The organism is Streptomyces torulosus (assembly GCF_001419765.1).
GTDB lineage: Bacteria > Actinomycetota > Actinomycetes > Streptomycetales > Streptomycetaceae > Streptomyces > Streptomyces torulosus.
Map to the genome: position 1 here is coordinate 42,910 of NZ_LIRK01000126.1, position 26,134 is coordinate 69,043.

Consider the following 26,134-nt stretch of genomic DNA (forward strand, 5'->3'; position numbering starts at 1 on the left):
TATTCAGCCATCTACTAAGCGTGATCATGTGCCTGTCGGAACGCCGGGAACATCCGGGTTTTCGGGGGTTGAGATCACGGGAAGTACATGCTGAGGCGCCTTTGAAAGCAGCCTGAGGACCGTGTACGGTCCGGTTCGCCATCCAAGCCGATCACTCTTGAGGGGTCCGGTTGGGTGTCGATTGAGTAACAGACCTTGATGTGAGGCAAAATCTCCGCCTCAGGTCGGGCACAAGTCCGGCCTCTCACGCGTTAGTGCGCTGGAGACACCGCAGACACCCAGAGGGGGAGAGCGACATGGCAACGGATTACGACACCCCACGCAAGACCGACGACGACGTCGATTCGGACAGCCTGGAAGAACTCAAGGCGCGCCGGAACGACAAGTCGACCTCCTCGGTGGACGTCGACGAGTTCGAGGCCGCCGAGGGCCTGGAACTGCCGGGCGCCGACCTCTCGAACGAGGAACTGGCCGTCCGCGTCCTGCCCAAGCAGCAGGACGAGTTCACCTGCATGAGCTGCTTCCTGGTGCATCACCGCAGCCAGCTGGCCCGCGAGAAGAACGGTCAGCCGATCTGCCGCGACTGCGACTGAGGCAGGGTCGGCCGTGACTGGCTCGACCCCTCCTTGGAAGCGCCGCTTCCGCAAGGGGGCGGACCATGGGCCGTACAGCGGCCCTGACGGCGTGCGTGATGACGAGCGGGGCTCCTCCGATCCTGGAGCGGCCTCGCTCGAACGTACGTCGGACACGGCGTCGGGGGGCGCCACGGATGAGCAGGGACGCCTGCCCGTACCGGTGGACACTCCGGCGCCGGTCGCCAGAAGGCGCGCGGCGGTCGTCCGGGCGAGCGTCAGACAGGGCCTGAGCGTCGGGGCCCGCAAGAGCGGTGACCGCGCGCGGGCAGGGCTCGCGTACCTCACCGACCGGATCATCGACATGGCCCCGAGGATCCCCCTACGGGACCTCGCGACCCTGCGCGCCCAGTTCCCGGGCCTCGGGCCCGAGCAGCTCGCCGACAAGCTCGTGGCGGGCGCCGCGAACGCGTCCTCCACCGTGGGCGCCGGGGTCGGGGCCGCCGCCATGCTGCCCACACCGCCGGCCATGCCCGCGGAGCTGGCCGCCGAGATCACCGGCGTCGCCGCGATCGAGCTGAAACTCATCGCCGAGCTGCACGAGGTGTACGGGGTACGACCGCCCGGCAACCTCCGGCAGCGCAGCACCGCCTACCTCGACTCCTGGTCCGGTGAGCGCGGGATCGACGTGACCAGGCCCACGACGATCGACGCGGCGCTCGGCGGACAGCTGAAGCGGCAGCTGCGCCAGCAGATCATGAAGCGCATGGTGCGCAACCTGCCGAACCTCATGCCGTTCCTGGTCGGGGCCGCCGTCGGCGCCGTCATGAACCGCCGGGACACCAAGCACCTCGCCCAGCGCGTCCGCAAGGACCTGCGGCGGACCCAGGTGCCCTGGGAGGCGCTGCCGGACCTCCCGGCGCTGGAGAAGCCGACGGACCCCGTGGCGGTGGCCGAGCTGCCGCAGAACCCCGACGAGGACTGACCGCGGCCCTGCGAGACGTGGCAACCCACCGACCCCCGGAACAAGTCCGCGAACCCGTCACCCCCGGCGACTGTCGCCGACCGTAAGAATCAGGCGAGAAATCAGACGAGAAATCGGTGGTGGCGGGGAAGCCGACGCCGCGGCTACGCCGCTGCCCTGGCCGCCTCCAGGGCGGCGATCAGCCGCTGCGGCTGCCGGGTCGACAGATACAGGTACGGCGTCGGGTCGGCCGGGTCCGTGACCGGGATGCGCAGGGCGCCCGGGATGTAGGCGCGCAGCAGCATGAACGCCCGGGTGTCGGCCTTGTACGTGCGCCAGGCCCGCGCCTCCTCGGCGTCGAGGACCTCCGGCTCACCGAGCGCGCTCACCGGGATCTTCGCCTCGCCCGCGATCAGGGCGCCCCCGACCACGCGGATGCGGACCGAGCCGTAGGAGCTGGCCACGACCGCCGCTGCGGCGGTGCCGCCCGCCAGACCGCCGAGGAGCGGCAGGGTGCCGAAGGGCAACAGGATCAGGGCCATGGAGACGCCGACCAAGAGGCAGACCAGCCACCACGAACGGGGCGCGGTGAGGCGTTCTTCGTACGGCGAGGCGGAGAGCTGCATGGCGTCAAGCTTGGCACGGGGAGCGTCGGCCCCCGGAAATGGGGGCACCCGAGGGGAAACCCTGTCCGCCGGGACGATGGCCGGAGCCTGACGGACGGGTAAGGTCTGCGGCTGTGAGAGGTACTTCCGCGGCCCTGCAGCCCCCGGCGGACGCCACGGCGCCCGTCCGGCACCCCGAGGCACCCGCCCCGGGCGAGCTGCTGGGCGCGCACTACGGGCAGTGTTTCGGCTGCGGCGACGAGCAGCCCCACGGGCTGCACCTTCAGGCCCGGGCCGGCGAGGGGGTCTCCCTCACCGCCGAGTTCACGGTCAAGGCCGCCCACCAGGGCGCGCCCGGCCTGGCGCACGGCGGGGTCCTGGCCACCGCCCTCGACGAGACGCTCGGCTCGCTCACCTGGCTGCTGCGCACCATCGCGGTGACCGGGCGGCTGGAGACCGACTTCGTACGGCCCGTGCCCGTCGGCGCCGTACTGCACCTCCAGGCGGAGGTGACGGCCGTGGCCGGGCGGAAGATCTACGCGAGCGCCACCGGGCGCGTGGGCGGCCCCGACGGCCCGCTCGCCGTCCGCGCCGACGCGCTCTTCGTCGAGGTGAAGGTCGACCACTTCATCGACAACGGTCGTCAGGAGGAGATCCAGGCGGCCATGAACGACCCGGACCAGGCCCGGCGGGCCCGCGCCTTCGAGGTGAACCCGTGAGCGGCGGCCGTACCCCCGTCGACGTGCTGATCCGGCGCGTCGACCCGGACGTTCCGCTGCCGGAGTACGCGCACCCCGGAGACGCGGGCGCCGATCTGCGCACCACGGAGAGCCGTGAACTGAAGCCGGGCGAACGGGCCGTCCTGCCCACGGGAGTGTCCATCGCGCTCCCGGAGGGGTACGCGGCCTTCGTGCACCCTCGATCCGGTCTCGCCGCCCGCTGCGGTGTCGCCCTGGTGAATGCCCCAGGGACGGTTGATGCCGGGTACCGTGGGGAGATCAAGGTCATTGTGGTGAACCTCGACCCGCGGGAGGCCGTGGTGTTCGAGCGCTTCGACCGGATTGCCCAACTGGTCGTCCAGCAGGTCGAGAAGGTGCGCTTCCAGGAGGTGGCGGAGCTTCCCGACTCGGCGCGGGCCGAGGGGGGCTTCGGGTCCACCGGCGGTCATGCCGCCGTGGGCGGCACAACGGGTGGGAATCGATACGCTTCGGTCGTATCCGACCGGGAAGGACAGTGACGTGTTCGGACGTCGCAAGAAGAAGGGCTCCGCTGAGGACGCGGCGGACGCGGCGAGCGAGGCCGAGCAGGTCGTCGACGCAGTCGGCACTGAGACGGACGAGGTCGAGCGGGAGCGGGTGCGGCTGGAGCCGGAGCCGCGGCCCGACGGACCCTGGGACAGCTCCGAGGTCTCCAACCCCGGCGAGGGCCGGGTCGACCTCGGCGGTCTCTTCGTGCCCGGGGTCGAGGGCATGGAGCTGCGGGTCGAGGTCGCGGGCGACGCGATCGTCGCGGCCACCGTCGTCCTGCGCGACAGCGCGGTCCAGCTGCAGGCCTTCGCCGCGCCCAAGCGCGAGGGCATCTGGGGCGAGGTCCGCGAGGAGATCGCCACCGGCATCACCCAGCAGGGCGGTGTCATCGACGAGGTCGAGGGCCCGCTGGGCTGGGAGCTGCGGGCCCAGGTGCCCGTGCAGCTGCCGGACGGCACGGGCGGCTTCCAGGTCGTCCGCTTCGTGGGCGTGGACGGGCCGCGCTGGTTCCTGCGCGGTGTGATCTCCGGCCGGGGCGCGGTCGAGCCGCAGACCGCCGGGCTGCTGGAGCAGATCTTCCGGGACACCGTCATCGTCCGCGGTGAGGGCCCCATGGCCCCGCGCGACCCGATCGTCCTGAAGCTCCCGAACGACGCGCAGATGGTGCCGGAAGGTGTCCAGCAGGAGGAGCAGAGCGGCTCCCGCTTCTCCGGCGGCATGGGCCAGCTGCAGCGGGGCCCGGAGATCACCGAGGTCCGCTGACCCACCGCACAGGCGCACGGGCCGTACTCCTTTGGGGGTGCGGCCCTTCGTCGTACCGGGAACGCGAAACGGGGTCCTCGGGCCCTGGCGATCAGAGGTGGCTCGTACGGGGGTGCGGGTCTGTCGGCGCTCCCCGGTAGGCTTTTTGCCATGAGTGCTGTTCCTCGTTCAGAGAAGCCGGCGGGCCGGTTCCGGCGCATGCTCGACCGGCTGTCCTCGTCCCAGGAGGACCTGGAGAGCGAGGAGCTGCGGGAGGACACGGACACCGCGGGCTGTACGCGGATCTGTGACTGCCACGACCGACAGATAGTGACGGTTACTGGTACCTTGCGCACGGTCACGCTGCGCCCGCGGGCCGGTGTGCCGGCCCTGGAGGCCGAGCTGTTCGACGGTTCGGCCGCCCTGGACGTGGTGTGGCTCGGCAGGCGCTCCATCGTCGGGATAGAGCCGGGGCGCAAGCTGATCGCATCCGGTCGGGTCTCGATGAGCCGGGGCCGTAGGGTGCTCTTCAACCCGAAGTACGAACTCAGACCGCTCGGACGGGAGTAGCCGGTGACGTCGCTCGACAAGCCGACGGAGGACGCCGCCCGCGGCGCCCAGGACACGACCGGTGTCCAGGACGACCCCCAGGATTCCAGGGCGGTGACCGAGGCCGCGCTGTTCGAGGCCTTCGGCGGGGTGCGGGGCATGGTCGAGACCGTGCTGCCCGGCCTCCTCTTCGTCACCATCTACACGATCAACAAGGACCTGCACTCGTCGGCCCTCGCGGCCCTCGGTGTCTCCCTGCTGCTGGTCGTGGTGCGGCTGGTCAGGAAGGACACCGTGAAGCACGCCTTCAGCGGTGTCTTCGGCGTCGCCTTCGGCGTGGTCTTCGCGATGATGACCGGCAACGCGAAGGACTTCTACCTGCCGGGCATGCTCTACACGCTCGGCATGGGCCTCACGTACATCATCACCACGCTCGCGGGCGTGCCGCTGATGGGGCTGATGCTCGGGCCGGTGTTCAAGGAGAACCTCTCCTGGCGGACCCGCAACCCCGGCCGCAAGAAGGCGTACGCGAAGGCGAGCTACGCCTGGGGCGCGATCCTGCTCGGCAAGTGCGCCATCCTCTTCCCGCTGTACTGGTGGGCCGACACCGAGCAGCTCGGCTGGGTGCTCGTCGCGCTGAAGATCCCGCCGTTCCTGCTGGCCGTCTGGCTGACCTGGGTGTTCCTGGCCAAGGCGCCGGCGCCGATCGACGTGTTCGCGGAGATGGAGGCGGCCGAGCAGGCCGAGAAGGAGCGCAAGGCCGCCGAGCGGGCGGCCCACACGGGCGACTGAACCACGGACGAGGCACCGGCGGCCGATCCACGGAGGAAGCGCCGACGGCCGGCTCTCAGACGAAAGCGCCGGCGGCCGCTCCTCGGTCGAAGGCACTGCCGACCGAACCACGCGCGAAGGGGCGCCCGGAGATCTCCGGGCGCCCCTTCGCGCGTGGTTCGGTGGGTCAGCTCGTCGCGTCCTCGCGGCGGACCGACAGCAGATCCTCCAGCTGTTCCTCGCGGGCCTGGGCGGCGACGAAGAGGAGCTCGTCGCCGGCTTCTAGGGAGTCCTCCTGGGTCGGGGTGAGGACCCGGGTGCCGCGGATGATCGTCACCAGGGACGTGTCCTCCGGCCACTCGACCTCGCCCACCTGCGTGCCGGCCAGCGCCGACTCCGGCGGGAGGGTCAGCTCGACCAGGTTGGCGTCACCGTGGCTGAAGCGGAGCAGACGCACCAGGTCGCCGACGCTCACCGCCTCCTCGACCAGGGCCGACATCAGCCGGGGCGTCGACACGGCGACGTCCACGCCCCACGACTCGTTGAACAGCCATTCGTTCTTCGGGTTGTTGACGCGGGCGACCACACGCGGGACGCCGTACTCCGTCTTCGCCAGCAGCGAGACGACCAGGTTGACCTTGTCGTCGCCCGTCGCGGCGATCACTACGTTGCAGCGCTGCAGCGCGGCCTCGTCCAGCGAGGTGATCTCGCAGGCGTCGGCCAGCAGCCACTCCGCCATGGGGACGCGCTCGACCGAGATCGCGGTCGGCGCCTTGTCGATGAGCAGGATCTCGTGGCCGTTCTCCAGCAGTTCGCCCGCGATCGAGCGGCCCACCGCACCGGCTCCGGCAATGGCGACCCTCATCAGTGACCGCCCTCCTCGTCGGGACCCTCGGCGAAGGAGGCCTCGACCTTCTCGACGTCGTCCGTACGCATCATCACGTGCACCAGGTCGCCCTCCTGCAGCACCGTCTGCGAGGTGGGCAGGATGGCCTCACCCAGGCGGGTGAGGAACGCGACGCGGACGCCCGTCTCCTCCTGCATCTTGCTGATCTTGTGGCCCACCCAGGCCGAGGAGGCGTGCACCTCGGCGAGCTGGACGCCCCCGGTGGGGTCGCGCCACAGCGGTTCGGACCCGGCGGGCAGCAGCCGGCGGAGCATCTGGTCGGCCGTCCAGCGGACCGTGGCGACCGTGGGGATGCCCAGACGCTGGTAGACCTCGGCGCGGCGGGGGTCGTAGATCCTCGCCGCCACGTTCTCGATGCCGAACATCTCGCGGGCGACGCGGGCGGCGATGATGTTCGAGTTGTCGCCGCTGGAGACGGCCGCGAACGCGCCCGCCTCCTCGATGCCCGCCTCACGCAGGGTGTCGCGATCGAAGCCGACACCGGTGACACGGCGGCCACCGAATCCCGAGCCCAGACGACGGAAGGCAGTGGGGTCCTGGTCGATCACGGCGACCGTGTGCCCCTGTTGCTCCAGGGTCTGGGCGAGGGTCGACCCCACTCGCCCGCAGCCCATGATGACGATGTGCACGACCGTCCTTCCGGTGTCAATAGCTGGTGTTCAGCCGAAACGGCAAAAACAGGGTCTCAGACCGTGGCCCAAGCTACACACGCGCGGTCCGCCAAGGGCACCCCCGTGCAGCACCCGTCAGGTGGGCGAGCGCCGACGGCTGATCCGGCGGACGCTGATCATCGTCAGGACACCGAGGCCGACGAGGGACACGAGTGCGCCGATCAGCTCCGCGGTCGCCGCCTGCATGGGGCCTCCAGAGATGAGGTGGGACGGGATTCGTCATATAGACATCAGGACGCCCCCATTAGGCCTGAGGATGCGTCACGTGACGCACCTCGCAGTGACGCCCGGGGAGATTTCACCCAGGGGCCCGCCGGGATTTCACCCGGATGTGCCCAGAACCAGTCGGGGCGCTTACGATCCTCTGCGTGTCCAAACTGACCGACCTGCCCAAACGGATTCTGATCGGGCGCGCTCTGCGCAGCGACCGGCTCGGCGAAACGCTCCTGCCGAAGCGCATCGCACTTCCCGTCTTCGCCTCCGACCCGCTCTCGTCCGTGGCGTACGCACCCGGCGAGGTTCTGCTGGTCCTCTCCATCGCGGGCGTGTCGGCCTACCACTTCAGCCCCTGGATCGCCGTCGCCGTCGTCGTGCTGATGTTCACCGTGGTGGCGTCCTACCGGCAGAACGTGCACGCCTATCCGAGCGGCGGCGGCGACTACGAGGTGGCGAACACCAACCTCGGTCCCAAGGCCGGTCTCACCGTCGCCAGCGCGCTCCTCGTCGACTACGTCCTCACCGTCGCCGTGTCGATCTCCTCCGGGGTGGAGAACCTCGGCTCGGCCATCCCCTTCTTCGTCGAGCACAAGGTGCTGTGCGCGGTCGGCATCATCGTGCTGCTCACGCTGATGAACCTGCGCGGGGTGAAGGAGTCCGGCAAGCTCTTCGCGATCCCGACGTACGTCTTCGTCGTCGGCGTCTTCGCGATGATCGCCTGGGGTGCCTACCGCGGGCTGGTCCTCGACGAGACGATGCGGGCACCCACCGCGGACCTGGAGATCAAAGCCGAGCACGAGGGACTCGCCGGCTTCGCGCTGGTCTTCCTGCTGCTGCGCGCCTTCTCCTCCGGCTGCGCCGCGCTGACCGGCGTCGAGGCCATCTCCAACGGCGTCCCCGCCTTCCGCAAGCCCAAGTCGAAGAACGCGGCCAGCACGCTCGCCGCGATGGGCCTGCTCGCCGTCACCATGTTCTGCGGCATCATCGGCCTCGCCATGGCCACCAACGTGCGGATGGCCGAGAACCCGGCGGTCGACCTCGTGCGCGACGGCACCCCGGTCGGCGAGTCCTACGTCCAGAACCCGGTGATCTCGCAGGTCGCGGCCGCCGTCTTCGGCGACGGAACGTTCTTCTTCATCGTGCTGGCCGCCGCCACCGCCCTGGTCCTCTTCCTGGCCGCCAACACCGCGTACAACGGCTTCCCGCTGCTCGGCTCGATCCTCGCCCAGGACCGCTACCTGCCGCGACAGCTGCACACCCGCGGCGACCGCCTCGCCTTCTCCAACGGCATCGTGCTCCTCGCGGGCGCCGCCGTACTGCTGGTGTGGATCTACGGCGCCGACTCGACCCGTCTGATCCAGCTGTACATCGTCGGCGTGTTCGTCTCCTTCACGCTGAGCCAGACGGGCATGGTCCGGCACTGGAACCGCCATCTGCGCACCGAGAAGGACCAGGCCAAGCGGCGCCACATGGTCCGCTCGCGGGCCATCAACGCCTTCGGCGCCTTCTTCACCGGGCTCGTCCTGATCGTCGTCCTCGTCACCAAGTTCACTCACGGTGCCTGGGTCGCCCTGCTCGGCATGGTGATCTTCTACGCGACGATGACCGCGATCCGTAAGCACTACGACCGGGTCGCCGCGGAGATCGCCGCCCCCGAGGGCCCCAGCGACGACGTCGTACGGCCGTCCAGGGTCCACTCCGTGGTGCTGATCTCCAAGATCCACCGCCCGACCCTGCGGGCCCTCGCCTACGCCAAGCTGATGCGCTCGCACACCCTGGAGGCGCTCAGCGTCAACGTCGACCCGGCCGAGACCAAGGCGCTCCAGGAGGAGTGGAACCGGCGCGGCATCGACGTACCGCTGAAGGTCCTCGACTCGCCGTACCGGGAGGTCACCCGGCCGGTCATCGAGTACGTCAAGGGGCTGCGCAAGGAGTCCCCGCGCGACGCGGTGTCGGTCATCATCCCCGAGTACGTGGTCGGCCACTGGTACGAGCATCTGCTGCACAACCAGAGCGCGCTCCGGCTCAAGGGACGCCTGCTGTTCACGCCGGGTGTCATGGTGACCTCCGTGCCGTACCAGCTGGAGTCCTCCGAGGTCGCCAAGCGGCGCGCGCGCAAGCGGCAGGAGTGGAACGCGCCGGGTTCGGTACGGCGTGGTCCGGCGCACGAGCAGTCCAAGACACCGGCGAAGGAGTCCTCGGCCAACCAGAGCTGAGTCACCGGTCACCGGGAGCGGCGCCTCGTGAGGGCGGGGCGCCGCTCCTGTGGTCGGCGGCCGGACGGCACCCACGTAGACTGGTGGGCTGTTGTCCGGCCGTTGTCGCTTCCCTCTCTCCTGGAGTCACCCCGCCATGCAGGCAGAACCGAAGAAATCGCTGGTGGGGGAGGAGTACGAGGTCGAGGTCGGCCTCGTCGCCCATGGTGGCCACTGCATCGCCCGTACGGCGGAGGGCCAGGTCCTCTTCGTCCGGCACACGCTGCCCGGTGAGCGCGTCGTGGCCCGGGTGACCGAGGGCGAGGAGGGTGCGCGCTTCCTGCGGGCCGACGCCGTCGAGGTGCTCGACGCGGCCAAGGACCGCATCGAGGCGCCCTGCCCCTACGCCGGCCCCGGCCGGTGCGGTGGCTGCGACTGGCAGCACGTGAAGCCGGGCGCGCAGCGCCGCTTCAAGGGCGAGGTCCTCGCCGAGCAGCTGCGGCGGCTCGCGGGCCTCACGCCCGAGGAAGCGGGGTGGGACGGCACGGTGATGCCGGCCGAGGGCGACAAGGTCCCGGCGGGCGAGGTCCCGGCGTGGCGCACGCGCGTGCAGTACGCGGTGGACGCCTCGGGGCGCGCGGGTCTGCGCCGTCACCGCTCACACGAGGTCGAGCCGATCGACCACTGCATGATCGCGGCGCCGGGCGTGAGCGAGCTGGGTATCGAGAAGCGGGACTGGTCCGGCATGGAGTCGGTCGACGCGATCGCGGCGACGGGTTCGCAGGACCGCCAGGTGATCCTCACGCCGAAGCCGGGGGCGCGGCTGCCGATCGTGGAGCTGGACAAGCCGGTGTCGGTGATGCGGGTCGGGGAGAAGGACCGGGGTGTGCACCGCGTCCACGGGCGCCCCTTCGTCCGTGAGCGCGCCGACGACCGCACGTACCGGGTCGGGAGCGGTGGTTTCTGGCAGGTCCACCCCAAGGCCGCGGACACCCTCGTCAAGGCCGTCATGCAGGGCCTGCTGCCCCGCAAGGGCGACACCGCGCTCGACCTGTACTGCGGGGTCGGGCTGTTCGCGGGCGCCCTCGCCGACCGGGTCGGCGAGAAGGGGGCCGTCCTCGGCATCGAGTCCGGCAAACGGGCGGTCGAGGACGCGCGGCACAACCTCGCGGAGTTCGACCGCGTACGGATCGAGCTGGGCAAGGTCGAGGCGGTGCTGCCGCGCACCGGGATCACCGAGGTCGACCTCGTCGTCCTGGACCCGCCCCGCGCGGGCGCGGGCCGCAAGACGGTGGAGCACCTCTCCACGCTGGGCGCCCGCCGCATCGCCTACGTCGCCTGCGACCCGGCCGCCCTGGCACGCGACCTCGGGTACTTCCGCGAGGGGGGTTATCGGGTGCGGATGCTGAGGGCGTTCGATCTGTTTCCGATGACGCATCACTTGGAGTGCGTGGCGATTCTGGAGCCTGCGGGGAAGCGTGCCTGACCTGCGGGTTTGTGGAAGCTGGGGATGATTTCGACGTCCCTGCCAGTGGAAACAGATCGAGGCGTGACGGCTTGGCCCTAAGGCCTCTGGCCTGGGCTTTCCCGATGCTGTGGCTGATTGTTGCCTGCTCTGAGGACGGGGCGTCCTGGAAGCAGGAGAGAGGTCGACCGCGTCTCGAATACGTGGGGCAGGCCCGGAGCGGTCGCCCCGCCGGGATCTTCCAGCGTGTGGTCGAGGTGACTCAACCCCATCGAGTCGCGCCTCCGGTCCGGATGGAAGAACTGTCCGACCAGCTTCCGCTCCGACACGGGAACGCAGTTGACCGGTCCGGCGTGTTGACGAAGCGGTCCGGCGAAGTGTTGAACGGCCTTACCACGCCCCGTGCTGATCTGGCCCCGGTCATGGCCCAGTTGAAGGAAAGGGTGGGCGGTGTCCGGATCCTCGGCAGAGTGCGGGAACTGTTCCTGGAGCAGAGAGACGCCACAGGACTGGCATTTCAACTGGGCGGATCCGACCGGAGCATCATTGAAGAGGCGAAGTTCCCGGAAGATTGAAGAGGCGAAGTTCCCGGAAGAGGGCGGGGACAGATCCCCGTCCTCGCCACTCTGCCGGGACATCCGGCGCACGAGGACCACCTCGTCGCTCACGTGCGCAGCGCTTCTCCGACTGGATCGGAGGTGACGCGGAGCATCTCGCGAAGCGTGTATTCCACAAGGGCGACCAGTAACTGTTCATCGCCAACGTGAACCGCCTGTCGGCTGAGGACACGTTGGGGGTCGACTTGATCCATCACCACGTGAGCCAGGACAGCTTCATCCTTGTCCAGTACAAGAAGATGGGTCAGGACGGAGCCGGGCGCAGTGATTCAAGGAACCCTCGGCTCTGCTGATGGTCGTCGTCTGCCTCAGCGGTTTGGTTGCGATCGGACTTCTGCCCTGACGGAAAGCCGGGCGATTCCCGTCAGATCTTGATCACGGTGACCCGTGTCCCGCAGAGGGTGGTGAGGTCCTCCGGGTCGGAGGTGAGCACGGTGGTGGGGCCTGGGGCGGAGAGCGCGGTCGCGGCGAGTATGGCGTCGATGGCGTATGTGTGGCCGTGGACTCCGGCGTCGGCGAGGAGTGTGGCGGCGTGCCGGGCGAGCGGCTCGGTGACCGGTTCCACGACCAGCCGGGAGAGGGTCCACTCGAGGGCGGGGCGGTTGATCCGGGGGTGGATGACCTCGACCAGGGTGGCCGCGGAGGTGATGACCCGGAGATCGTCGGCGCGGGCGAGGGCGAGCCAGGTGGTGACCGTGCGGTCGCGCAGGACGGCCTTCGCCAGTCCTTCGCTGTCCAGGACGAGGGTGCCGCCCGGGACCGCGGGGGAGGTGCGAGTCACGCGGCGTCCGCCCGGCCCGAGCCCTGCTGCCGCCGGGCCTGGTGGAGTTCTTCGCGCAGGGCCTGGATCTCCTCGTCGGTGATGGGGCCGTGTTCTGCTTCCGCGGTGGCGATGAGCTCGTTGAGATTGTCGCGCTCGATCTGGCGGGCGACCGCAGCGGCGACGTAGGCGGAGAGGCCGGAGGGGCCGCTGCGGTCGCGGGCAGCCTCGGCGATGTCCCGCGGCATGGTGATGGAGTACTTGCCGGTAGCTTCACTCATGCCACCCATCCTACCGCTGGTATTCCCTCGGGGTTCGGCGTCGATCGGGCTGTGCGATGACTCAGTCTCTGTGAGCTGAGGGCGCCCGTGCCCCCGGGGCGGCCGGCACCTCACTGCCTGCCGCCTGGTGATCGCGTCGGCGGTTGCCGCCGATGTCCGGTGTCCTTGTCGTGCCGCTCACGCCGGGCGGTTGTGCGCGCAGCAGCAGCCGACGTCTTTCGTCCTCCCCCTCTGCCTTCTGAGATGTGAGTCACTCGACCTTGTCAAACAACTCGTTTGACTGACATTGTCGCTCGACAAGGTCATTAGCTTGAGGTGTTGGAAGGATTGTGGTCCGCCATGAAGACCATGCTTGCCGGGCGGCTCCGCCTGGACACCCGCACGTTCGCCGTCGAAGAGGTTCCCGTGCCCACGCCGGGGCCGGGCGAGGTGCTGGTCGAGGTGCGGGCCGCCGGGGTGTGTCTGTCCGACGTTCATCTGATCGACGGCAGTATCAGCCCGGCGTTCCCCGTCGACTCCGTCGCCGCCGCCCGTGCCGTCACGCTCGGGCATGAGGTCGCCGGTGTCATCCATGCCGTGGGACCGGGGGTGGCTGGTGAGTGGGGGCCCGGCACCCGGGTCGTGCTGCAGGCCGGGCAGGCGTGCGGCGGGTGCGGTGGCTGTCTGCGCCGCACCTCGTGTCGGCAGCCCCTCACCCGTGGTGTGGACTACGACGGCGGCTGGGCCCAGTACGCCGTGGCGCGCGAGGACACCCTGCTCGCCATCCCGGACGACCTTCCCTTCGACCAGGCCGCCATCATTCCCGACGCCGTCTCCACCCCGTACGCCGCGATCGTCGAGACAGGTGCGGTGCGTCCCGCGCAGGCGGTCGGGATCTGGGGTGCGGGCGGTCTCGGCGCGCATGGCATCCGGCTTGCCCGCATGGTCGGCGCGGCGCCGATCATCGCCGTGGATCCCCTGTCCACCGCCCGGGAGCGGGCCCTCGCCTTCGGTGCCGACTTCGCTCTCGACCCGATGGCGGACGGCTTCGCCGAAGCGGTGGCGGAGGCCACGGCGGGCCGGGGGATCGACGTGGCGTTCGACTTCGCCGGCGTTCCCGCCGCTCGCGCTCAGGCGGTCGCCGTGCTCGGGGCCGGCGGCGTCCTGGTGCTCGCGGGGCTCACGCCTGAGCCGATCGTCGTCGGCGACAGCACCGGGTTCTGCTTCCGGGGCAGCCAGATCCGCGGTCACTACGGCTCCGGCTTCGAGCATGTGGAGCAGCTCATCGGCCTGACCTCCGCCGGGCGGATCGATCTGGCCCCTTCCATCACCGCTCACATCCCGCTGGCCGATGCCGCGGACGCCGTCCATCGGCTGGAGAAGAAGATCGGCGATCCGATTCGGTTCGTCCTCACCCCCTGAGTCCTCTGAAATTCCTGCCCGGTCCTCCACACTCCCTGCCCAGTCCTCCGAAGTCTCTGGCCGGTCCCGTGGACTCCCTGCCGGGTCCCGTCCCGTGAACTCCTGCCGGGTCCCGCCGGCCTTCGAGGGTCCGAGAAGCCCCTCCCGCGACAGCGTGTCGCGGGAGGGGCTTTGCCTGTTTCATGCGTATTTGCGGCGCTCCCGCGAGGGCGCTCGGCGGTCAATCGATCGACTGTGTCAGGCGCCACAATCAAGCGACATTGTCGAGTGACAAGGTCGCTTGTATGGTTCTAGCCAGCGGACAGCCTGTGCGGCAACGAAAGGCAAGCTCATGACCCACGAGACCCTGCGCGGAACCGAACCGATTCCTCAGCGCCCGGCTCTGCCCCTGGTGGGCCACGCGTTCGACATCCCCAGTGGGGCCGACGGCCTGCTCTATGTGATGAAGGAGGCCAAGGAGCTGGGGCCGCTGTTCAAGCTCCGCGTCTTCGGCAACGAGATCAACTTCGCCTCCGGTCTCGACCTGGTCACCGAGCTGGCGGACGAGAGCCGGTTCCGCAAGAACGTCCACCCCGACCTGGTGATCCTCCGGGGGATCGGCGGCGACGGGCTGTTCACCGCGTACAACGACGAGCCCAACTGGCGCAAGGCGCACGACGTCCTGATGCCGGCGTTCTCACTCGGCGCGATGCGCGGCTACCACGCGACGATGCTCCGGGTCGCCCGGGAGCTGATCGGGAAGTGGGACCGGGCGGCGGGCGAGGAGTCCGTGGACGTCGCCGACGACATGACGCGTCTGACGCTCGACACGATCGGACTGTGCGGCTTCGGCTACGACTTCGAGTCGTTCGACCGCGACGAGCCGCACCCCTTCGTCTCCGCGCTGTCCAGGGCGCTGGCCTTCGCCCAGGACAAGGGCGAGTCGATCCCGGGCGCGGAGCTGTTCAAGTGGAAGCAGGCGGAGCGGTTCCGTGAGGACGTGGCCCTGATGGAGGGCCTGGTGGACGACGTGATCCGGCAGCGCAGGGCGTCGGGAGACCTGAGCACCGACGACCTGCTCGGGCGGATGCTGCACACCGTCGACGCGGTGACGGGCGAGCCGTTGGACGACGTCAACATCCGCTACCAGGCGATCACGTTCCTCATCGCCGGCCACGAGACCACCAGCGGGGCGCTGTCGTTCGCCCTCTACTACCTGACCAAGCACCCTGAGGTCCTCGCCCGGGCCCAGGCCGAGGTCGACGCCCTGTGGGGGGACACGGACGCCCCCGAGCCCGACTACGGGGACATCGGCAAGCTGACGTACATCCGTCAGGTGCTCAACGAGAGTCTGCGGCTGTGGCCGACGGCGCCCGCCTTCGCGGTGGAGCCGATCGAGGACACGGTCATCGGCGGGAAGTACGCCGTGCGCGCGGGCGAGTCCATCCAGATCCTCATCCCGCAACTGCACCGCGACCCCGCCTGGGGCGAGAACGTCGAGCTGTTCGACCCGGACCGGTTCCTGCCGGAGCGGGAGGAGGAGCGGCCGGTCCATCTGTTCAAGCCGTTCGGCAGCGGTGAACGCGCCTGCATCGGTCGGCAGTTCGCGCTGCACGAGGCCACACTGGTCCTCGCGCTCGTGATCCACCGCTACCGCCTGATCGACCACACCAACTACCAGCTGAAGATCAAGCAGTCGCTCACCCTCAAGCCGGACGAGTTCACCCTGAACCTGGCCCGGCGCACCAGCGGGGAGCGGCGCTCGCCCGCCGCCGCGGCCCTCGTGGCGGGCGGCGCTCCCGCAGGCCAGGACCGCCCCGTCGTCCGGCGTGCCACCGGTACCTCGCTCACGCTCCTGCACGGCTCCAACCTGGGCACCTGCGTGGGCATCGCCCGCGACCTGGCCGACGACGGCGGCGAGCGCGGCTTCACCGCGTCCGTCGCCCCCCTCGACGACGCCGTCGGCAAGCTCGCCGCGGTCGACGGGCCGGTCGTGATCGTCGCCGCCTCCTACAACGGCAGGCCCACCGACGACGCCACAAAGTTCGTCACCTGGCTGGAGGGGCTGGAGCCCGGCGCCCTCGACGGCCTGCGGTACGCCGTACTCGGCGTCGGCGACCGCAACTGGGCCGCCACCTACCAGCGCGTCCCCACCCTCATCGACGAGCGGCTCACCGCCGCGGGCGCCACACCGCTGCTGGAGCGCGGCGCCGCCGACGCCGCCGGTGACTTCGCCGGCACGGTGGACCGCTGGACCGGCGACCTGTGGACCACGCTCCTGGAACGCTACGGGACCGCCGGGGAAGCAGCCGCCGCCGAACCGGAGGACGACCAGGACTCGGGCCTGTACGTACTGGAGGACGCGACCGACTCGGTCATCGGCGGGCTCGCCGCGCGGCACGGCGTCCAGCCGATGGAGGTGCTCGACGCCGGTGAACTCGTCGACATGGACCACGGGCTGGGCCGCTCCAAGCGTTTCCTCAAGCTGCGGCTGCCCGAAGGCGTCACCTACCGCACCGGCGACCACCTCGCCGTCCTCCCGAGCAACCCGGCCGACCTCGTGCGGCGGGTGGCCGACCGTTTCGCCCTCGACCTGGACCGCACCGTCCGGCTCCAGACCCGCCGCCGCAGCCGGGGCGCCCTGCCCGTCGACCGCCCGCTGACCCTGCGCCGTCTGCTCACCGACTTCGTCGAACTCCAGGACCCCGCCACCCGGGAGCAGGTCGCCGTGCTCGCCGAGCACACCGCCTGCCCGCCCGAGAAGCGCCCCCTGGCCGAACTCGCCGCGGCGGACGAGGAGACCTTCCGCGAGCAGGTGACCGCCGCCGGACGCAGTCTCCTCGACCTGCTGGAGCGGTACCGGGCCTGCGAGCTGCCGTTCGAGGTCTTCCTTGAGCTGCTGCCGGTGCTGCGCCCGCGCCACTACTCGATCTCCTCGTCCGCCGCGGCGGCACCCGGTGAGGTCGACCTGATGGTGTCGCTGCTCGCCGCGCCCCACCGCTGCGGCGAGGGCACCTTCCGCGGCATCGGCTCGCACTACCTCCAGACGGTGAGCGCCGGCGACACGGTCCAGGCCCGGGTGCTGCCCTGCAGCGAGGCGTTCCGGCTGCCCGAGGACGACTCGGTGCCGGTGATCCTGGTCAGCGCGGGCACCGGTCTCGCCCCCTTCCGCGGGGCCGTGCTCGACCGCCACCACACCGGGTCGACCGGCACCCTGCTGTGCTACTTCGGCTGCGACCACCCCGATGTCGACTACCTGCACCGCACGGAGTTCGAGGCGGCCGAGGCCGCCGGAGCCGTCAGCATGCGGCCCACCTTCTCCTGCGCGCCCGAGGACGGGGCCCGCTTCGTCCAGGACCGCATCGCCAAGGAGAGCGACGAGGTGTGGGCGGCCCTGGAGGCCGGCGGCCGAGTCCATGTCTGCGGCGACGGCCGCCGGATGGCCCCCGCCGTGCGGGAGGCGTTCATGGCGATCTACCGCACGCACACCGGCGCCGGGGACGACGAGGCGAGCGCCTGGCTGAACGCGCTGATCGAGTCCGGAACCTACGTCGAGGACGTCTGGGCGGGCTGACCCCGCACCAGCTGATCACAGACCGACAGGGTCACGGACTTCCCCCTCATCCGTGGCCCTGTCTCTTTCGCACCGTTTCCCGCGCCCTCCTGACCTGTGCTCCTGGACCGGTGCTCCAGAACCCGTGCTCCTGAACCCGTGCTCCTGAACCCGTGCTCCCCGTGCATTCGAACCCGTGCTCCTGAATCCCCGCTTTCGAACTCGTGAGGTCCTCATGCTCATCGCCCGCTCGGCGCCCCGCCGAGGAACAGCCGTCGCCCGCAACACCTCGCAGAGGAGCGGACGTTGAACGCCCGCGGCGGTACCGCGCTCGGCTTCGGCGTGGCGGTCGCCCTCGTCGCCGGAGTGACGCTGGGCAACGGCGGAGCGAACGTGATGCCCGTCTTCGTCGACGACTTCGCGACACGCTTCGCGCTGTCCGACTCCGCCGCCGGGCTCGTGGCCGCGACCCAGCTGATGGCGACCGCCGTCGTCACGCTGCTGCTGGCCGGGCGGGCGGCGCGGCCGGGCCGGGTGCGGATGGCCCGGCTGGGCCTGGCCGTCTCGTGCGTCGGCTTCCTGGGCGCGGCGGCGGTCACCGACCCGGTCACCCTGGTCCTCGCCAACCTGGTCCTCGGCGCGGGGCTCGGCGCGGTCTACGCGGCGGCCACGGCCGCGCTCGCCGCCACCGACGACGCCGACAAGGCCTCCGCGGTCACCATCTGCGGTGTCGTTGGCGTGACAGCGCTACTGATCATGGGCGTCCCCATGGCCAACCACGACCTGGGGGAGGGCGCCGGCTTCCTGCTCATGGCGGTGTGCTGTCTCGTCGCCTGGCCGCTGCTGCGCCGACTCCCCGACGGCCCCGCCGGTCCTACCACGCCGGGCGCCGGTCCCGTGCCACCGGCCGCCGGGTCCGCCGGTGCGCGAGGGGCGGCGGCGTCGAGGCCGTCGGTCGTGCTGCTCGTCGGTACCGGGCTCCTGTGGGCCGTCACCCAGGGCGCGTGGTCGTACGCCTCGGTCCTGGGGCGTCAGCACACCGGTATGTCGCACTCGGCGGTGTCGGCCGTCCTCGCCGTCTCCAGCGTCGTGGCACTCGTCGGCGCGGTGGTGGGGCCCGTCGCCGCGCGGCACTTGGGGCGCATGCGGTCGATGGCCGCCTTCGTCATGGGGCAGGCCGTCGCGATGGCGATCCTGATCTTCACCCATGACCCCGTGTTCTTCATCGTCGCGGCCGTCCTCTGGCAGGGCTGCCAACTGGCCGTCCTGGTACAGATGCTCGCCGCCGCGGCGCTCCTGGACCCGACCGGCCGACTCGTCGCCTCCCTCAGCGGCGCGGGTGCGCTGGGCACCGGCGTGGGACCGTTGGCCGTCGGCGCCGTGCTCGACGGGGCCGGGGCCGGCGTACTGAGCGTCGTCCTGGCGAGCGGCACCTGCCTCGCCTCGCTGCCCCTGCTGAGGATGACGGTGGCCAGTGGGGAGACCGTCGGCGCATCACAGCCCGGACGTGTGCCGGCGGCCTGAGGAGGTCGCACGGGACGCGCGTGCCTACAGACTGCCGACCAACTGCCGAAGGGCCGGCGCGGACGGAACACCGTCCGCGCCGGCCCTTTCTCGGCTCGCCGTCAGCCCGTCAGCCCATCAGCCCGTCGGCAGGGTCACGAACTCCATGCGGCCGCCCGCCAGTGCGACGACGGCGGAGACCAGGGCCTGGAGGCAGGCGAGTTCGGCCTCCTCGTCGGGCAGGGAGAGACGCTGCGACGAGAGGCCGTCGAAGCCGGCCAGGAAGAACCGGGCGAGGGTCTCCGGCGGCTGGGCCAGCTGGTGACCGGTGCGCTCGGCCACCTCGGTCACCAGTTTCGCCGTCACGGCCGTCACCTCGCGGTAGTGGCCCTCCAGGGCCTCCTTCAGCCGTGGGGTCCGGAGCGCGAACATGGACAGCTCGGTGAGCAGCAGGTGCGTGGTCGGCTGCTCGCGCACGGTCCGCCACAGGGCGGTGGCGAGTGCCGCGACCGTGTCCTCGAAGCCGGCGTCCGTGGGCGCCGACCGTCCGACCTGGGTGATCAGATCATGGGTGAGCTGCTCCATGACGGCGCGGTACAGGTCTTCCTTGGTGCCGAAGGTGTAGTGCACCGTGGCCTGGGCCACGCCCAGTTCGGCCGCGATGGCACGGGTGCTGCCGGCGGCCACGCCCTCCCTCGTCATGAGGTCGATGGCGGCCTTGATCAGCTGAGGACGGCGCTCGGCCGCGGAAACGTGAGCCATGAAGCCATTATATCGACTTAGTCCCGCGAACAAGTCGACCGATCATGTCGGAATCTCCGGAGACCGGTGCGCCGCGGCTGACTGCGCCTGGCTGAGGCCGGTTCTGGCCGCGGCCGGTGGGATGGAGAGGTCCCTCCCACACTCCGCCGGGTGTGGGAGGGACCCTTCAGCGATCCTCAGGGAGTCGCATGGGCGCTCAGCGGCTGTCCTAGGCGGCCCGTGCTCAGCAGGTCGGGCAGGGGGTTGGTGAGGCCGCCGCTCGGGGACTGGCGCTGGGCCGAGGGGGCGGCCGGCCAGATCGCGGGGCAGTGGGTGTTCTTGCGGGGGGTCTTCAGAGTGAGCAGGTACGTGTCGATGGCCTTGCGGGCGCACGGGCTCAGCCAGTAGTCGCCGTGGCCGACGCCGTCGTAGGTGAGGAGGACGGCCTCGCGGCCGATCTGCCGGGCCGCCTGGGAACCCCAGGAGTACGGGGTCGCCACGTCGTAGCGGCTGTTGGTCACGAGGATCGGCGGGGTGCCGTCGACGCGGAGCCGGTGCGGTGGGTTGGCCACCTCGGTCGGCCAGTTCTGGCAGCCGGTCAGGTCGGTCCACGCCAGGGAGCTCAGCCGGGTGACCGGGGCGAGACGGGCCAGCTTGCGTTCGTAGCGGGCGAGCGTGCCGTACGAGGCGACGTCGAAGTCGTAGTCCTGGCACGTCACCGGGAGGTACGGGAACTGCGTCGGCTCACCGCGCCGCCCGAGGGACTCCGCCGAGGAGGGGGCGCCCGCGTTCAGGTCGGCGAGGTACTGGGCGAACTCGAACCAGGAGGCCGGGTCGTACATGTTGCCGAACGCCGCACCTTGGAGTTCCTCGGTGGTCACGGTGTGCGGCGGGTCGCCCGGCAGGACCAGCTCACCGGCGGCCGCGCGCCGGTAGAGCGAGTCGAACAGGGCGCGGGCGTCCCGGCCGTGCAGCGCGCAGGTGGACGTACGGGCGCACCAGTCGGCGAACTGGCCGTACGACTCCTCCATCGCGATCGTCTCGGTCCTCTGGTAGTCCCACCTGCCCAGGCTGTGGTCCATGTTGGAGTCGAGGGTCATCGCGCGGACGCGGTGGGGATAGCGCTCGGCGTACTGCTGGCCGATGCCGGTGCCGTAGGAGACGCCGTAGTAGCTGATCCGCTTCTCGCCGAGGCCGGCGCGGATCGCGTCCATGTCGCGGATGACGCTCCCCGTGTCCATGTGGTCGACGAGGGGGCCGGTGAGGGCGCGGCAGCTCTTGCCGAGGGCGCGGTTCGCCCGGCGCAGGGAGGTGAAGGACGCGGCGCTGTCCGGGTAGAGCAGTCCCGACTGCGCCGTCACCAGGTCGCCGTCGCACCGCACCGGGTTGCTGCGGGCGACACCGCGCGGGTCGAAGCCCACGATGTCGAAGCGCTCCAGGAGCGCGGGCGAGAAGCTCTCGGGCGCGCTGAACGCGAAGTCCACCCCGGAGCCGCCCGGGCCACCGGGGTTGATCAGGAGCGAACCGATCCTGCGCGCGGGGTTCGTCGCCACATGGCGGTTGAGCGCCAGGTCGATGGTGGCGCCACGCGGCTTCTTCCAGTTCAGGGGCACGGTGAGGGTGGCGCACTCGAAGGTGCCCTGACCGGAGGGGGACTCACAGGGTTCCCAGGCTATGCGCCCGGGCGACGGGGCCTCGGCTGTGGGAGCGGCGACCGCGGTTCCGGTGAGCAACTGCCCGAACAGGGCGGTGACCAGGGTGCCGACGGCGAGTCGCCCGCGCCGTCTGTGGCGAGCGGCGGGCCGGGCCAGTGGGGGGTGGGATGACACGGATGTTCCTCCAGGAAACAGGAGTTCACAGGCGCGACACAGGATGATCCCAACTGGCGTGCGGCGCAAGGAAGATGATGTTCCCTCGGGCGAGGTTGGCCGGATCGGCTTGACCCTCACGCCGCGTGAGGCCGTTGAGTGGGCGCATGAGCGACTACTACGACGCGTTCGAGATGAGCCCCGTGCCCGCTCCCGGCCCCGACGCGGTGCCGCCGGAGCCGTTCCGCGGCATCTACGGGATGCCGGCGTTCGTGACGATCCCCACGGACGACCTGGCGGCCTCGGTGGACTTCTGGGTCCGCGGGCTCGGGTTCTTCGAACTGTTCAGCATCCCCGGCCGGATCGTGCACCTGCGCCGGTGGGCGTTCCAGGACGTGCTCCTCGTCCCGGCGGCGGGCGTTCCGGAGCAGACACCGGCGCTGAGCGTCAGCTTCGCGTGCCTGCTGAGCCAGATCGACTCCCTCGTCGAGGACTGCCGTGCCGTGCGCCCGGACTCGGTCGAGGCCCCACGGGACACCCCCTGGAACACCCGCGACGTGGTGGTGACCACCCCGGAGAACGCCCGGATCGTCCTCACCGCGGCCAAGCCCTTCGACCCGTCGAGTGAGGAGGCGCGGACCCTCGCGGCCGTCGGGATCACTCCGCCGGGCGGCGGGCACCGCGACAATGGGAGCCATGCCTGACGCCACGGACACCGACGGGGACACCGACGGCCTGACCGTCGGTCAGGTCTCGACGCGGCTCGGTGTGACCGTCCGCGCGCTGCACCACTGGGACGAGATCGGTCTGGCGCGGCCGTCGCTGCGCACGGCCGCCGGATACCGGCTCTACACCGCCGGTGACCTGGAACGCCTCCACCGCGTCGTCGTCTACCGCGAACTCGGTGTCGGCCTCGACGGCATCCGGTCCATCCTCGACGACACGACCGCGGAGGTGTCCGCCGCGCTGCGCGCGCAACGCACTCAGGTAGCCGAACGGATCGACCGCCTCCAGCGGCTCGGCACCGGACTCGACCGGATGATCGACGCCCATGAGCGCGGCCTGCTGCTGACCGTCGAGCAGCAGAGCGCGATCTTCGGCCCCGGATGGAACCCCGACTGGCCCGCCGAGGCCCGCCGGCGCTACGGGGACACGGAGCAGTGGCAGCAGTACGCCGAACGCTCCGCCTCACGCGGCCCGGAGGAGTGGCAGACGGTCGTCGACTCCGTCGCCGCCTTCGAACGTGCCCTCGGGGAGGCGATGGACGCCGGTGTCGCCCCCGGTGATCCGGAGGCGAACCGGCTCGTCGAGCGGCACCGCGAGGTCTTCGCCGCGTACTTCCCCCTCACCCGGCGCATGCAGGTCTGCCTCGGCCGCATGTACGAGGCCGACCCGGGGTTCGCCGCCCACTACGACGGCATCCGCGCCGGCCTCGCCACCTGGTTCCGTCACGTCGTCGACGCCGACGCGCGCGCCCACGGCATCGACCCGGACACCGCGACCTGGGAGTAGAGGCACGAGAAGTCACGTCCCGTCGCGCCAGCCGACCAGGGGGAACGCACGCGGTGCGGGGTTAGGCGGTGCGGGGCCGCGGCCGCGGGGCGGGCTGTTCGCCCGAGCCCCGGACGATCAGATGGGTGGGGACGGTGAGGGTGCGGGCGCGGCCGCGGTCGCCGTCGAGGCGGGCCAGGGCGGTGGTCGCGGCCACCCGGCCGAGTTCCTCCGCGTCCTGGGCGACGACGGTCAGGGCCGGCTCCAGTGCCTCGGCGAGCGCCACGTCGTCGAAGGCGACGACCGCGACCTCCTTGCGCTTGCTGCGGGCGAGTTCGGCCACTATGCCCAGCGCCATGATGTTGTTGCCCGCGAACAGGGCGGTGGGGGGATCGGCCAGACCGAGGAGCTGGGCGGTCGCGGCCTCGGCACCCGACTGGTCGTGGGCGTTGGCGACGAGGGCGCGGTCGTAGGGGATGTCGGCCTCCAGCAGCGCCGAGCGGTAGCCCGCCTGGCGCTCACGGCGGGTGTACAGCTTCGGGGGCAGGTCGCCGACGAAGCCGATCCTGCGGTGCCCGTGGGCGATGAGGTGCGCGACGCCCTCCTGGGCCCCGGCCCGGTTGGAGCTGACGATGCTGTCGGTGACCAGGCCGACTCCGGGCCGGTCGAGGAAGACCACGGGCAGTCCCGCCGTGCGCTGGGACTTGAGGTGGGAGTGGTCGGCGCCCACGGACGGGACGACGATCAGGATGCTGACGCGGCGGGCGAGGAACTTGTCCGTGAGGGCGCGTTCCCGTTGGGGGTCGTCCGCGGAGGAACCCATGAGCAGGGTCAGTCCGCGGTCGCCGACGGTGTCCTCGATGGCCCGGGCCACCGCCCCGAAGAAGGGGTTGGCCAGGTCGGGGATGACCAGACCGATGGTGGTGTCCGGGCCGCCGACGCGGATGTTGCGGGCCATGAGGTTCGGCTGGAAGCCGAGCTTCGCCACTGCGGCCAGTACCTGTTCCCTGGTCCGCGCGGAGACGGGGCCGTCCTCGTTGAGGACCCGGGAGACCGTCTTGGCGCTGACCCCTACCTCTCGGGCGACATCGGCCAGGGTGGGGCGGCGGTTCGCTGCCATGGAGGAAACCGTCTCCTGAAGGGCTCTCCTCTCCGGCCGCGGCCTTCGGCCGGAGACGGGAGAGCGGGGTTGGGCTGTCAGGTGGCCCGGACGCCGGCGGCCTTCGCGGCCTCCGAATCCGCAACGACAGTATCTCCGGCCGCGTCGACGGTGAGTGCGCCGGTCATGATGGCGACGACCTCGGCCATGGAGTAGTCGGAGGGCTTGATCACGGCGGCCCGCCGGCCCAGCCGGTGGACGTGGATGCGGTCGGCGATCTCGAAGACATGGGGCATGTTGTGGCTGATGAGGACCACGGGCATGCCCTTGTCGCGGACCCGGCGGATCAGATCGAGGACCTGGCCCGACTCCTTGACGCCGAGGGCGGCGGTGGGTTCGTCCATGACGACCACCGAGCGGGCCCAGGCCACGGCGCGGGCGACCGCGACCGCCTGGCGCTGTCCGCCGGAGAGGGTCTCCACCGACTGGGTGAGCGAGCGCAGACCGATCTTGAGGTCGGCCATGTGCTCGGCTGCCTCCTGCCGCATGCGCTTCTTGTCGAGCATGCGGAAGGCGGTGCCGAGGACACCGGGGCGGCGCAGTTCACGACCGAGGAACATGTTCGAGGCGATGTCCATCGACGCGGCGACCGCGAGGTCCTGGTAGACCGTCTCGATGCCGTGGGCGCGTGCGCTCTGCGGGCCGGAGAAGGTGATGGGCTCACCGTTCAGCCGTATCTCGCCCGCGTCCGGGACGACGGCACCGGTCAGCGCCTTGATGAGGCTGGTCTTGCCGGCGCCGTTGTCGCCGATGACGGCGAGGACCTCACCGGGCAGCAGATCGAAGTCGGCGCCGTCGATGGCGGTGACGTGTCCGTACCGCTTGACGAGGCCGCGGGCCTGCAGCACGGGCGTGGGGGCGGGGGTCGCGGTCATCGTGCCTTCTTCCGGGAGATCTGGTCGACGGTCACCGCGAGGATCACCAGGACGCCCGTGATCAGGGTCTGGTAGATCGAGGCGACCCCCATCAGCTGGAGCCCGTTGCGGAACACACCGACGATGAGGACGCCGATGAAGGTGCCGAGGACCGAACCGCGGCCGCCGAAGAGGCTGGTGCCGCCGAGGACCACGGCGGTGATGCTGTCGAGGTTGTCGGTCTGCCCGGCCTGCGGGTCGCCGACACCGGTGCGGGAGATGAGCAGCAGGGCGGCGACGCCGTACAGCAGACCGGCCACCGTGTAGACGCCGACGGTGAGACGGGAGGTGCGGATGCCGTTCAGTCGCGCGGCCTCGGCGCTGTTGCCCAGGGCGTAGACGTGGCGACCCCAGCCGGTGCTGCTCAGCGCGTAGGCGAACAGCAGGAACAGGGCGATGGTGACCAGGGAGCCGTAGGTGATGTCCGTGCGGCCGAGGGGGAAGGTCTCGCCGAGGGCGGTCAGCGGGCCGGGCAGATTGCTGACCGTCTGCTCCTCGGAGTAGATGTGCGTCAGCGCGAACGCCACATTGAGCATGCCGAGGGTGACGANNCGAAACCGCCGCAGACGACCAGGCCCAGCGCGATCGCGACCAGCGGCGGGACGGAGCCCTCGGCCGCCATCTTGGCGATCACGATGCTGCCGAACGCCATCACCGCCCCGCACGACAGGTCGATCCCGGCCGTGAGGATGATCAGGGTCTGCCCGATGGCGAGGGTGCCCACGACCATGACCTGCTGCACGATCAGCGAGAAGTTGCCGCCGGTCAGGAACTGGTCGGTCGAGAACGAGAAGAAGGCGCAGGCCAGGAGGAGGGCGGCCAGGGGGCCGGTGGTCGGTGCCGTGAGCAGTCTGCGGACCGTGGTCGGCGCTTTGAGCTCCGAGTACGGCGATGTCGTCGCTGTCATGCGAAGTCCTTGTCGGAAGACAGAAGTCCTGGTCGGAGGACATGGCGTCCTGGGCGGAGGACGAGGGGAGAAGCTCCCGCCACCGGGGCGAGGGGGCGGCCGTCCCCGGTCAGGGAG

At 70.7% G+C, this 26,134-nt stretch carries 25 protein-coding genes and 1 pseudogene; 15 read left to right on the plus strand and 11 right to left on the minus strand.

The window, feature by feature from the left end; genetic code table 11:
* Window positions 1–296: 296 nt before the first annotated feature.
* Together AOK23_RS09800 and AOK23_RS09805 are read left to right on the plus strand one after the other, a co-directional pair.
* A complete protein-coding gene (locus AOK23_RS09800; protein WP_003997302.1) occupies window positions 297–593 on the plus strand; it encodes a DUF4193 domain-containing protein in 297 nt (98 codons plus the stop codon).
* 13 nt (window positions 594–606) lie between these two features.
* Window positions 607–1,557, plus strand: coding sequence for a hypothetical protein (locus tag AOK23_RS09805; RefSeq protein WP_206336166.1), 951 nt, complete (start codon window positions 607–609; stop codon window positions 1,555–1,557).
* A gap of 143 nt (window positions 1,558–1,700) precedes the next feature.
* Here the strand turns inward: AOK23_RS09805 and AOK23_RS09810 are convergent, their stop codons facing one another.
* On the minus strand, window positions 1,701–2,162 hold the full coding sequence (locus AOK23_RS09810) for a DUF3093 domain-containing protein (protein WP_055712357.1): 462 nt from the start codon (window positions 2,160–2,162) through the stop codon (window positions 1,701–1,703).
* A gap of 113 nt (window positions 2,163–2,275) precedes the next feature.
* On the opposite strand from AOK23_RS09810, the gene AOK23_RS09815 reads away from it, so the two are divergent.
* The 5 genes from AOK23_RS09815 (at window position 2,276) to AOK23_RS09835 (ending at window position 5,470) form a co-directional block, all read left to right on the plus strand.
* Window positions 2,276–2,860 (plus strand): PaaI family thioesterase, encoded by a 585-nt coding sequence (locus AOK23_RS09815; protein ID WP_055712358.1) that lies wholly within the window; start codon window positions 2,276–2,278, stop codon window positions 2,858–2,860.
* Window positions 2,857–3,378 carry a dUTP diphosphatase gene (dut, locus tag AOK23_RS09820; protein ID WP_055712359.1) on the plus strand — a complete coding sequence of 174 codons (522 nt, stop codon included), beginning with the start codon at window positions 2,857–2,859 and terminating at the stop codon, window positions 3,376–3,378. Before AOK23_RS09815 ends, dut begins: the two co-directional genes overlap by 4 nt.
* A gap of 1 nt (window position 3,379) precedes the next feature.
* Window positions 3,380–4,150 (plus strand): DUF3710 domain-containing protein, encoded by a 771-nt coding sequence (locus tag AOK23_RS09825; RefSeq protein WP_055520743.1) that lies wholly within the window; start codon window positions 3,380–3,382, stop codon window positions 4,148–4,150.
* Window positions 4,151–4,300: 150 nt separating this feature from the next.
* On the plus strand, window positions 4,301–4,699 hold the full coding sequence (locus AOK23_RS09830) for an OB-fold nucleic acid binding domain-containing protein (RefSeq protein WP_079049391.1): 399 nt from the start codon (window positions 4,301–4,303) through the stop codon (window positions 4,697–4,699).
* 3 nt (window positions 4,700–4,702) lie between these two features.
* Window positions 4,703–5,470, plus strand: coding sequence for a DUF3159 domain-containing protein (locus tag AOK23_RS09835; protein ID WP_055712360.1), 768 nt, complete (start codon window positions 4,703–4,705; stop codon window positions 5,468–5,470).
* 166 nt (window positions 5,471–5,636) lie between these two features.
* Here AOK23_RS09835 and AOK23_RS09840 read toward each other — a convergent pair whose 3' ends face one another.
* Together AOK23_RS09840 and AOK23_RS09845 are read right to left on the minus strand one after the other, a co-directional pair.
* The gene (locus AOK23_RS09840; RefSeq protein WP_055538640.1) at window positions 5,637–6,314 is read right to left on the minus strand and encodes a potassium channel family protein; all 678 of its coding nucleotides are present in this window, start codon (window positions 6,312–6,314) and stop codon (window positions 5,637–5,639) included.
* Window positions 6,314–6,985, minus strand: coding sequence for a potassium channel family protein (locus AOK23_RS09845; RefSeq protein WP_055520747.1), 672 nt, complete (start codon window positions 6,983–6,985; stop codon window positions 6,314–6,316). Before AOK23_RS09845 ends, AOK23_RS09840 begins: the two co-directional genes overlap by 1 nt.
* A 410-nt stretch (window positions 6,986–7,395) precedes the next feature.
* On the opposite strand from AOK23_RS09845, the gene AOK23_RS09850 reads away from it, so the two are divergent.
* The 3 genes from AOK23_RS09850 to AOK23_RS49590 all read left to right on the plus strand — a co-directional run bounded on the left by AOK23_RS09850 (window position 7,396) and on the right by AOK23_RS49590 (window position 11,478).
* A complete protein-coding gene (locus tag AOK23_RS09850) occupies window positions 7,396–9,459 on the plus strand; it encodes an APC family permease (RefSeq protein WP_055712361.1) in 2,064 nt (687 codons plus the stop codon).
* Between the two features lie 136 nt (window positions 9,460–9,595).
* Entirely contained in the window at window positions 9,596–10,924 is a 1,329-nt protein-coding gene (locus tag AOK23_RS09855) for a class I SAM-dependent RNA methyltransferase (protein ID WP_055712362.1), read from the plus strand.
* Window positions 10,925–11,151: 227 nt separating this feature from the next.
* Window positions 11,152–11,478 (plus strand): hypothetical protein, encoded by a 327-nt coding sequence (locus AOK23_RS49590; RefSeq protein WP_240496338.1) that lies wholly within the window; start codon window positions 11,152–11,154, stop codon window positions 11,476–11,478.
* Between the two features lie 406 nt (window positions 11,479–11,884).
* Here the strand turns inward: AOK23_RS49590 and AOK23_RS09865 are convergent, their stop codons facing one another.
* Together AOK23_RS09865 and AOK23_RS09870 are read right to left on the minus strand one after the other, a co-directional pair.
* Complete coding sequence (locus AOK23_RS09865; protein WP_055712363.1) at window positions 11,885–12,301, minus strand: PIN domain-containing protein; 417 nt, start codon at window positions 12,299–12,301, stop codon at window positions 11,885–11,887.
* Window positions 12,298–12,561, minus strand: a complete 264-nt coding sequence (locus AOK23_RS09870; protein ID WP_055712375.1) for a hypothetical protein — start codon at window positions 12,559–12,561, stop codon at window positions 12,298–12,300. The genes AOK23_RS09865 and AOK23_RS09870 overlap by 4 nt, the downstream gene beginning before the upstream one ends.
* A gap of 339 nt (window positions 12,562–12,900) precedes the next feature.
* Here AOK23_RS09870 and AOK23_RS09875 point away from each other — a divergent pair, with 339 nt between their 5' ends.
* The 3 genes from AOK23_RS09875 (at window position 12,901) to AOK23_RS09885 (ending at window position 19,018) form a co-directional block, all read left to right on the plus strand.
* Window positions 12,901–13,962, plus strand: coding sequence for a zinc-binding dehydrogenase (locus AOK23_RS09875; protein ID WP_055712364.1), 1,062 nt, complete (start codon window positions 12,901–12,903; stop codon window positions 13,960–13,962).
* A gap of 331 nt (window positions 13,963–14,293) precedes the next feature.
* Window positions 14,294–17,515 (plus strand): bifunctional cytochrome P450/NADPH--P450 reductase, encoded by a 3,222-nt coding sequence (locus AOK23_RS09880; RefSeq protein ID WP_055712365.1) that lies wholly within the window; start codon window positions 14,294–14,296, stop codon window positions 17,513–17,515.
* Between the two features lie 285 nt (window positions 17,516–17,800).
* Window positions 17,801–19,018: an MFS transporter gene (locus AOK23_RS09885; RefSeq protein WP_055712366.1), complete on the plus strand. Its 1,218-nt coding sequence runs from the start codon at window positions 17,801–17,803 to the stop codon at window positions 19,016–19,018.
* A 117-nt stretch (window positions 19,019–19,135) separates the two neighbouring features.
* On the opposite strand, the gene AOK23_RS09890 is transcribed toward AOK23_RS09885, so the two are convergent.
* Window positions 19,136–19,759 carry a TetR/AcrR family transcriptional regulator gene (locus AOK23_RS09890; RefSeq protein WP_055712367.1) on the minus strand — a complete coding sequence of 208 codons (624 nt, stop codon included), beginning with the start codon at window positions 19,757–19,759 and terminating at the stop codon, window positions 19,136–19,138.
* A gap of 176 nt (window positions 19,760–19,935) precedes the next feature.
* A complete protein-coding gene (locus tag AOK23_RS09895) occupies window positions 19,936–21,567 on the minus strand; it encodes an alpha/beta hydrolase (protein WP_240496339.1) in 1,632 nt (543 codons plus the stop codon).
* Between the two features lie 146 nt (window positions 21,568–21,713).
* Between AOK23_RS09895 and AOK23_RS09900 the strand changes: the two genes are divergently transcribed.
* Window positions 21,714–22,250, plus strand: a complete 537-nt coding sequence (locus AOK23_RS09900) for a VOC family protein (RefSeq protein ID WP_055712368.1) — start codon at window positions 21,714–21,716, stop codon at window positions 22,248–22,250.
* Entirely contained in the window at window positions 22,243–23,058 is an 816-nt protein-coding gene (locus tag AOK23_RS09905) for a MerR family transcriptional regulator (RefSeq protein WP_055712369.1), read from the plus strand. Before AOK23_RS09900 ends, AOK23_RS09905 begins: the two co-directional genes overlap by 8 nt.
* A gap of 61 nt (window positions 23,059–23,119) precedes the next feature.
* Here AOK23_RS09905 and AOK23_RS09910 read toward each other — a convergent pair whose 3' ends face one another.
* From AOK23_RS09910 to AOK23_RS49600, 4 genes and pseudogenes are all read right to left on the minus strand, one after another.
* Window positions 23,120–24,157 carry a LacI family DNA-binding transcriptional regulator gene (locus AOK23_RS09910; protein ID WP_055712370.1) on the minus strand — a complete coding sequence of 346 codons (1,038 nt, stop codon included), beginning with the start codon at window positions 24,155–24,157 and terminating at the stop codon, window positions 23,120–23,122.
* A gap of 77 nt (window positions 24,158–24,234) precedes the next feature.
* On the minus strand, window positions 24,235–25,071 hold the full coding sequence (locus AOK23_RS09915) for an ATP-binding cassette domain-containing protein (protein WP_055712371.1): 837 nt from the start codon (window positions 25,069–25,071) through the stop codon (window positions 24,235–24,237).
* Window positions 25,068–25,660: ABC transporter permease (locus AOK23_RS49595; protein WP_240496340.1), on the minus strand; the 593-nt coding region annotated here is incomplete at its 5' end. The genes AOK23_RS49595 and AOK23_RS09915, both read right to left, overlap by 4 nt.
* A 2-nt stretch (window positions 25,661–25,662) precedes the next feature.
* Window positions 25,663–26,017: pseudogene (locus AOK23_RS49600) on the minus strand (ABC transporter permease); the annotation flags it as partial.
* Window positions 26,018–26,134 lie beyond the last annotated feature (117 nt).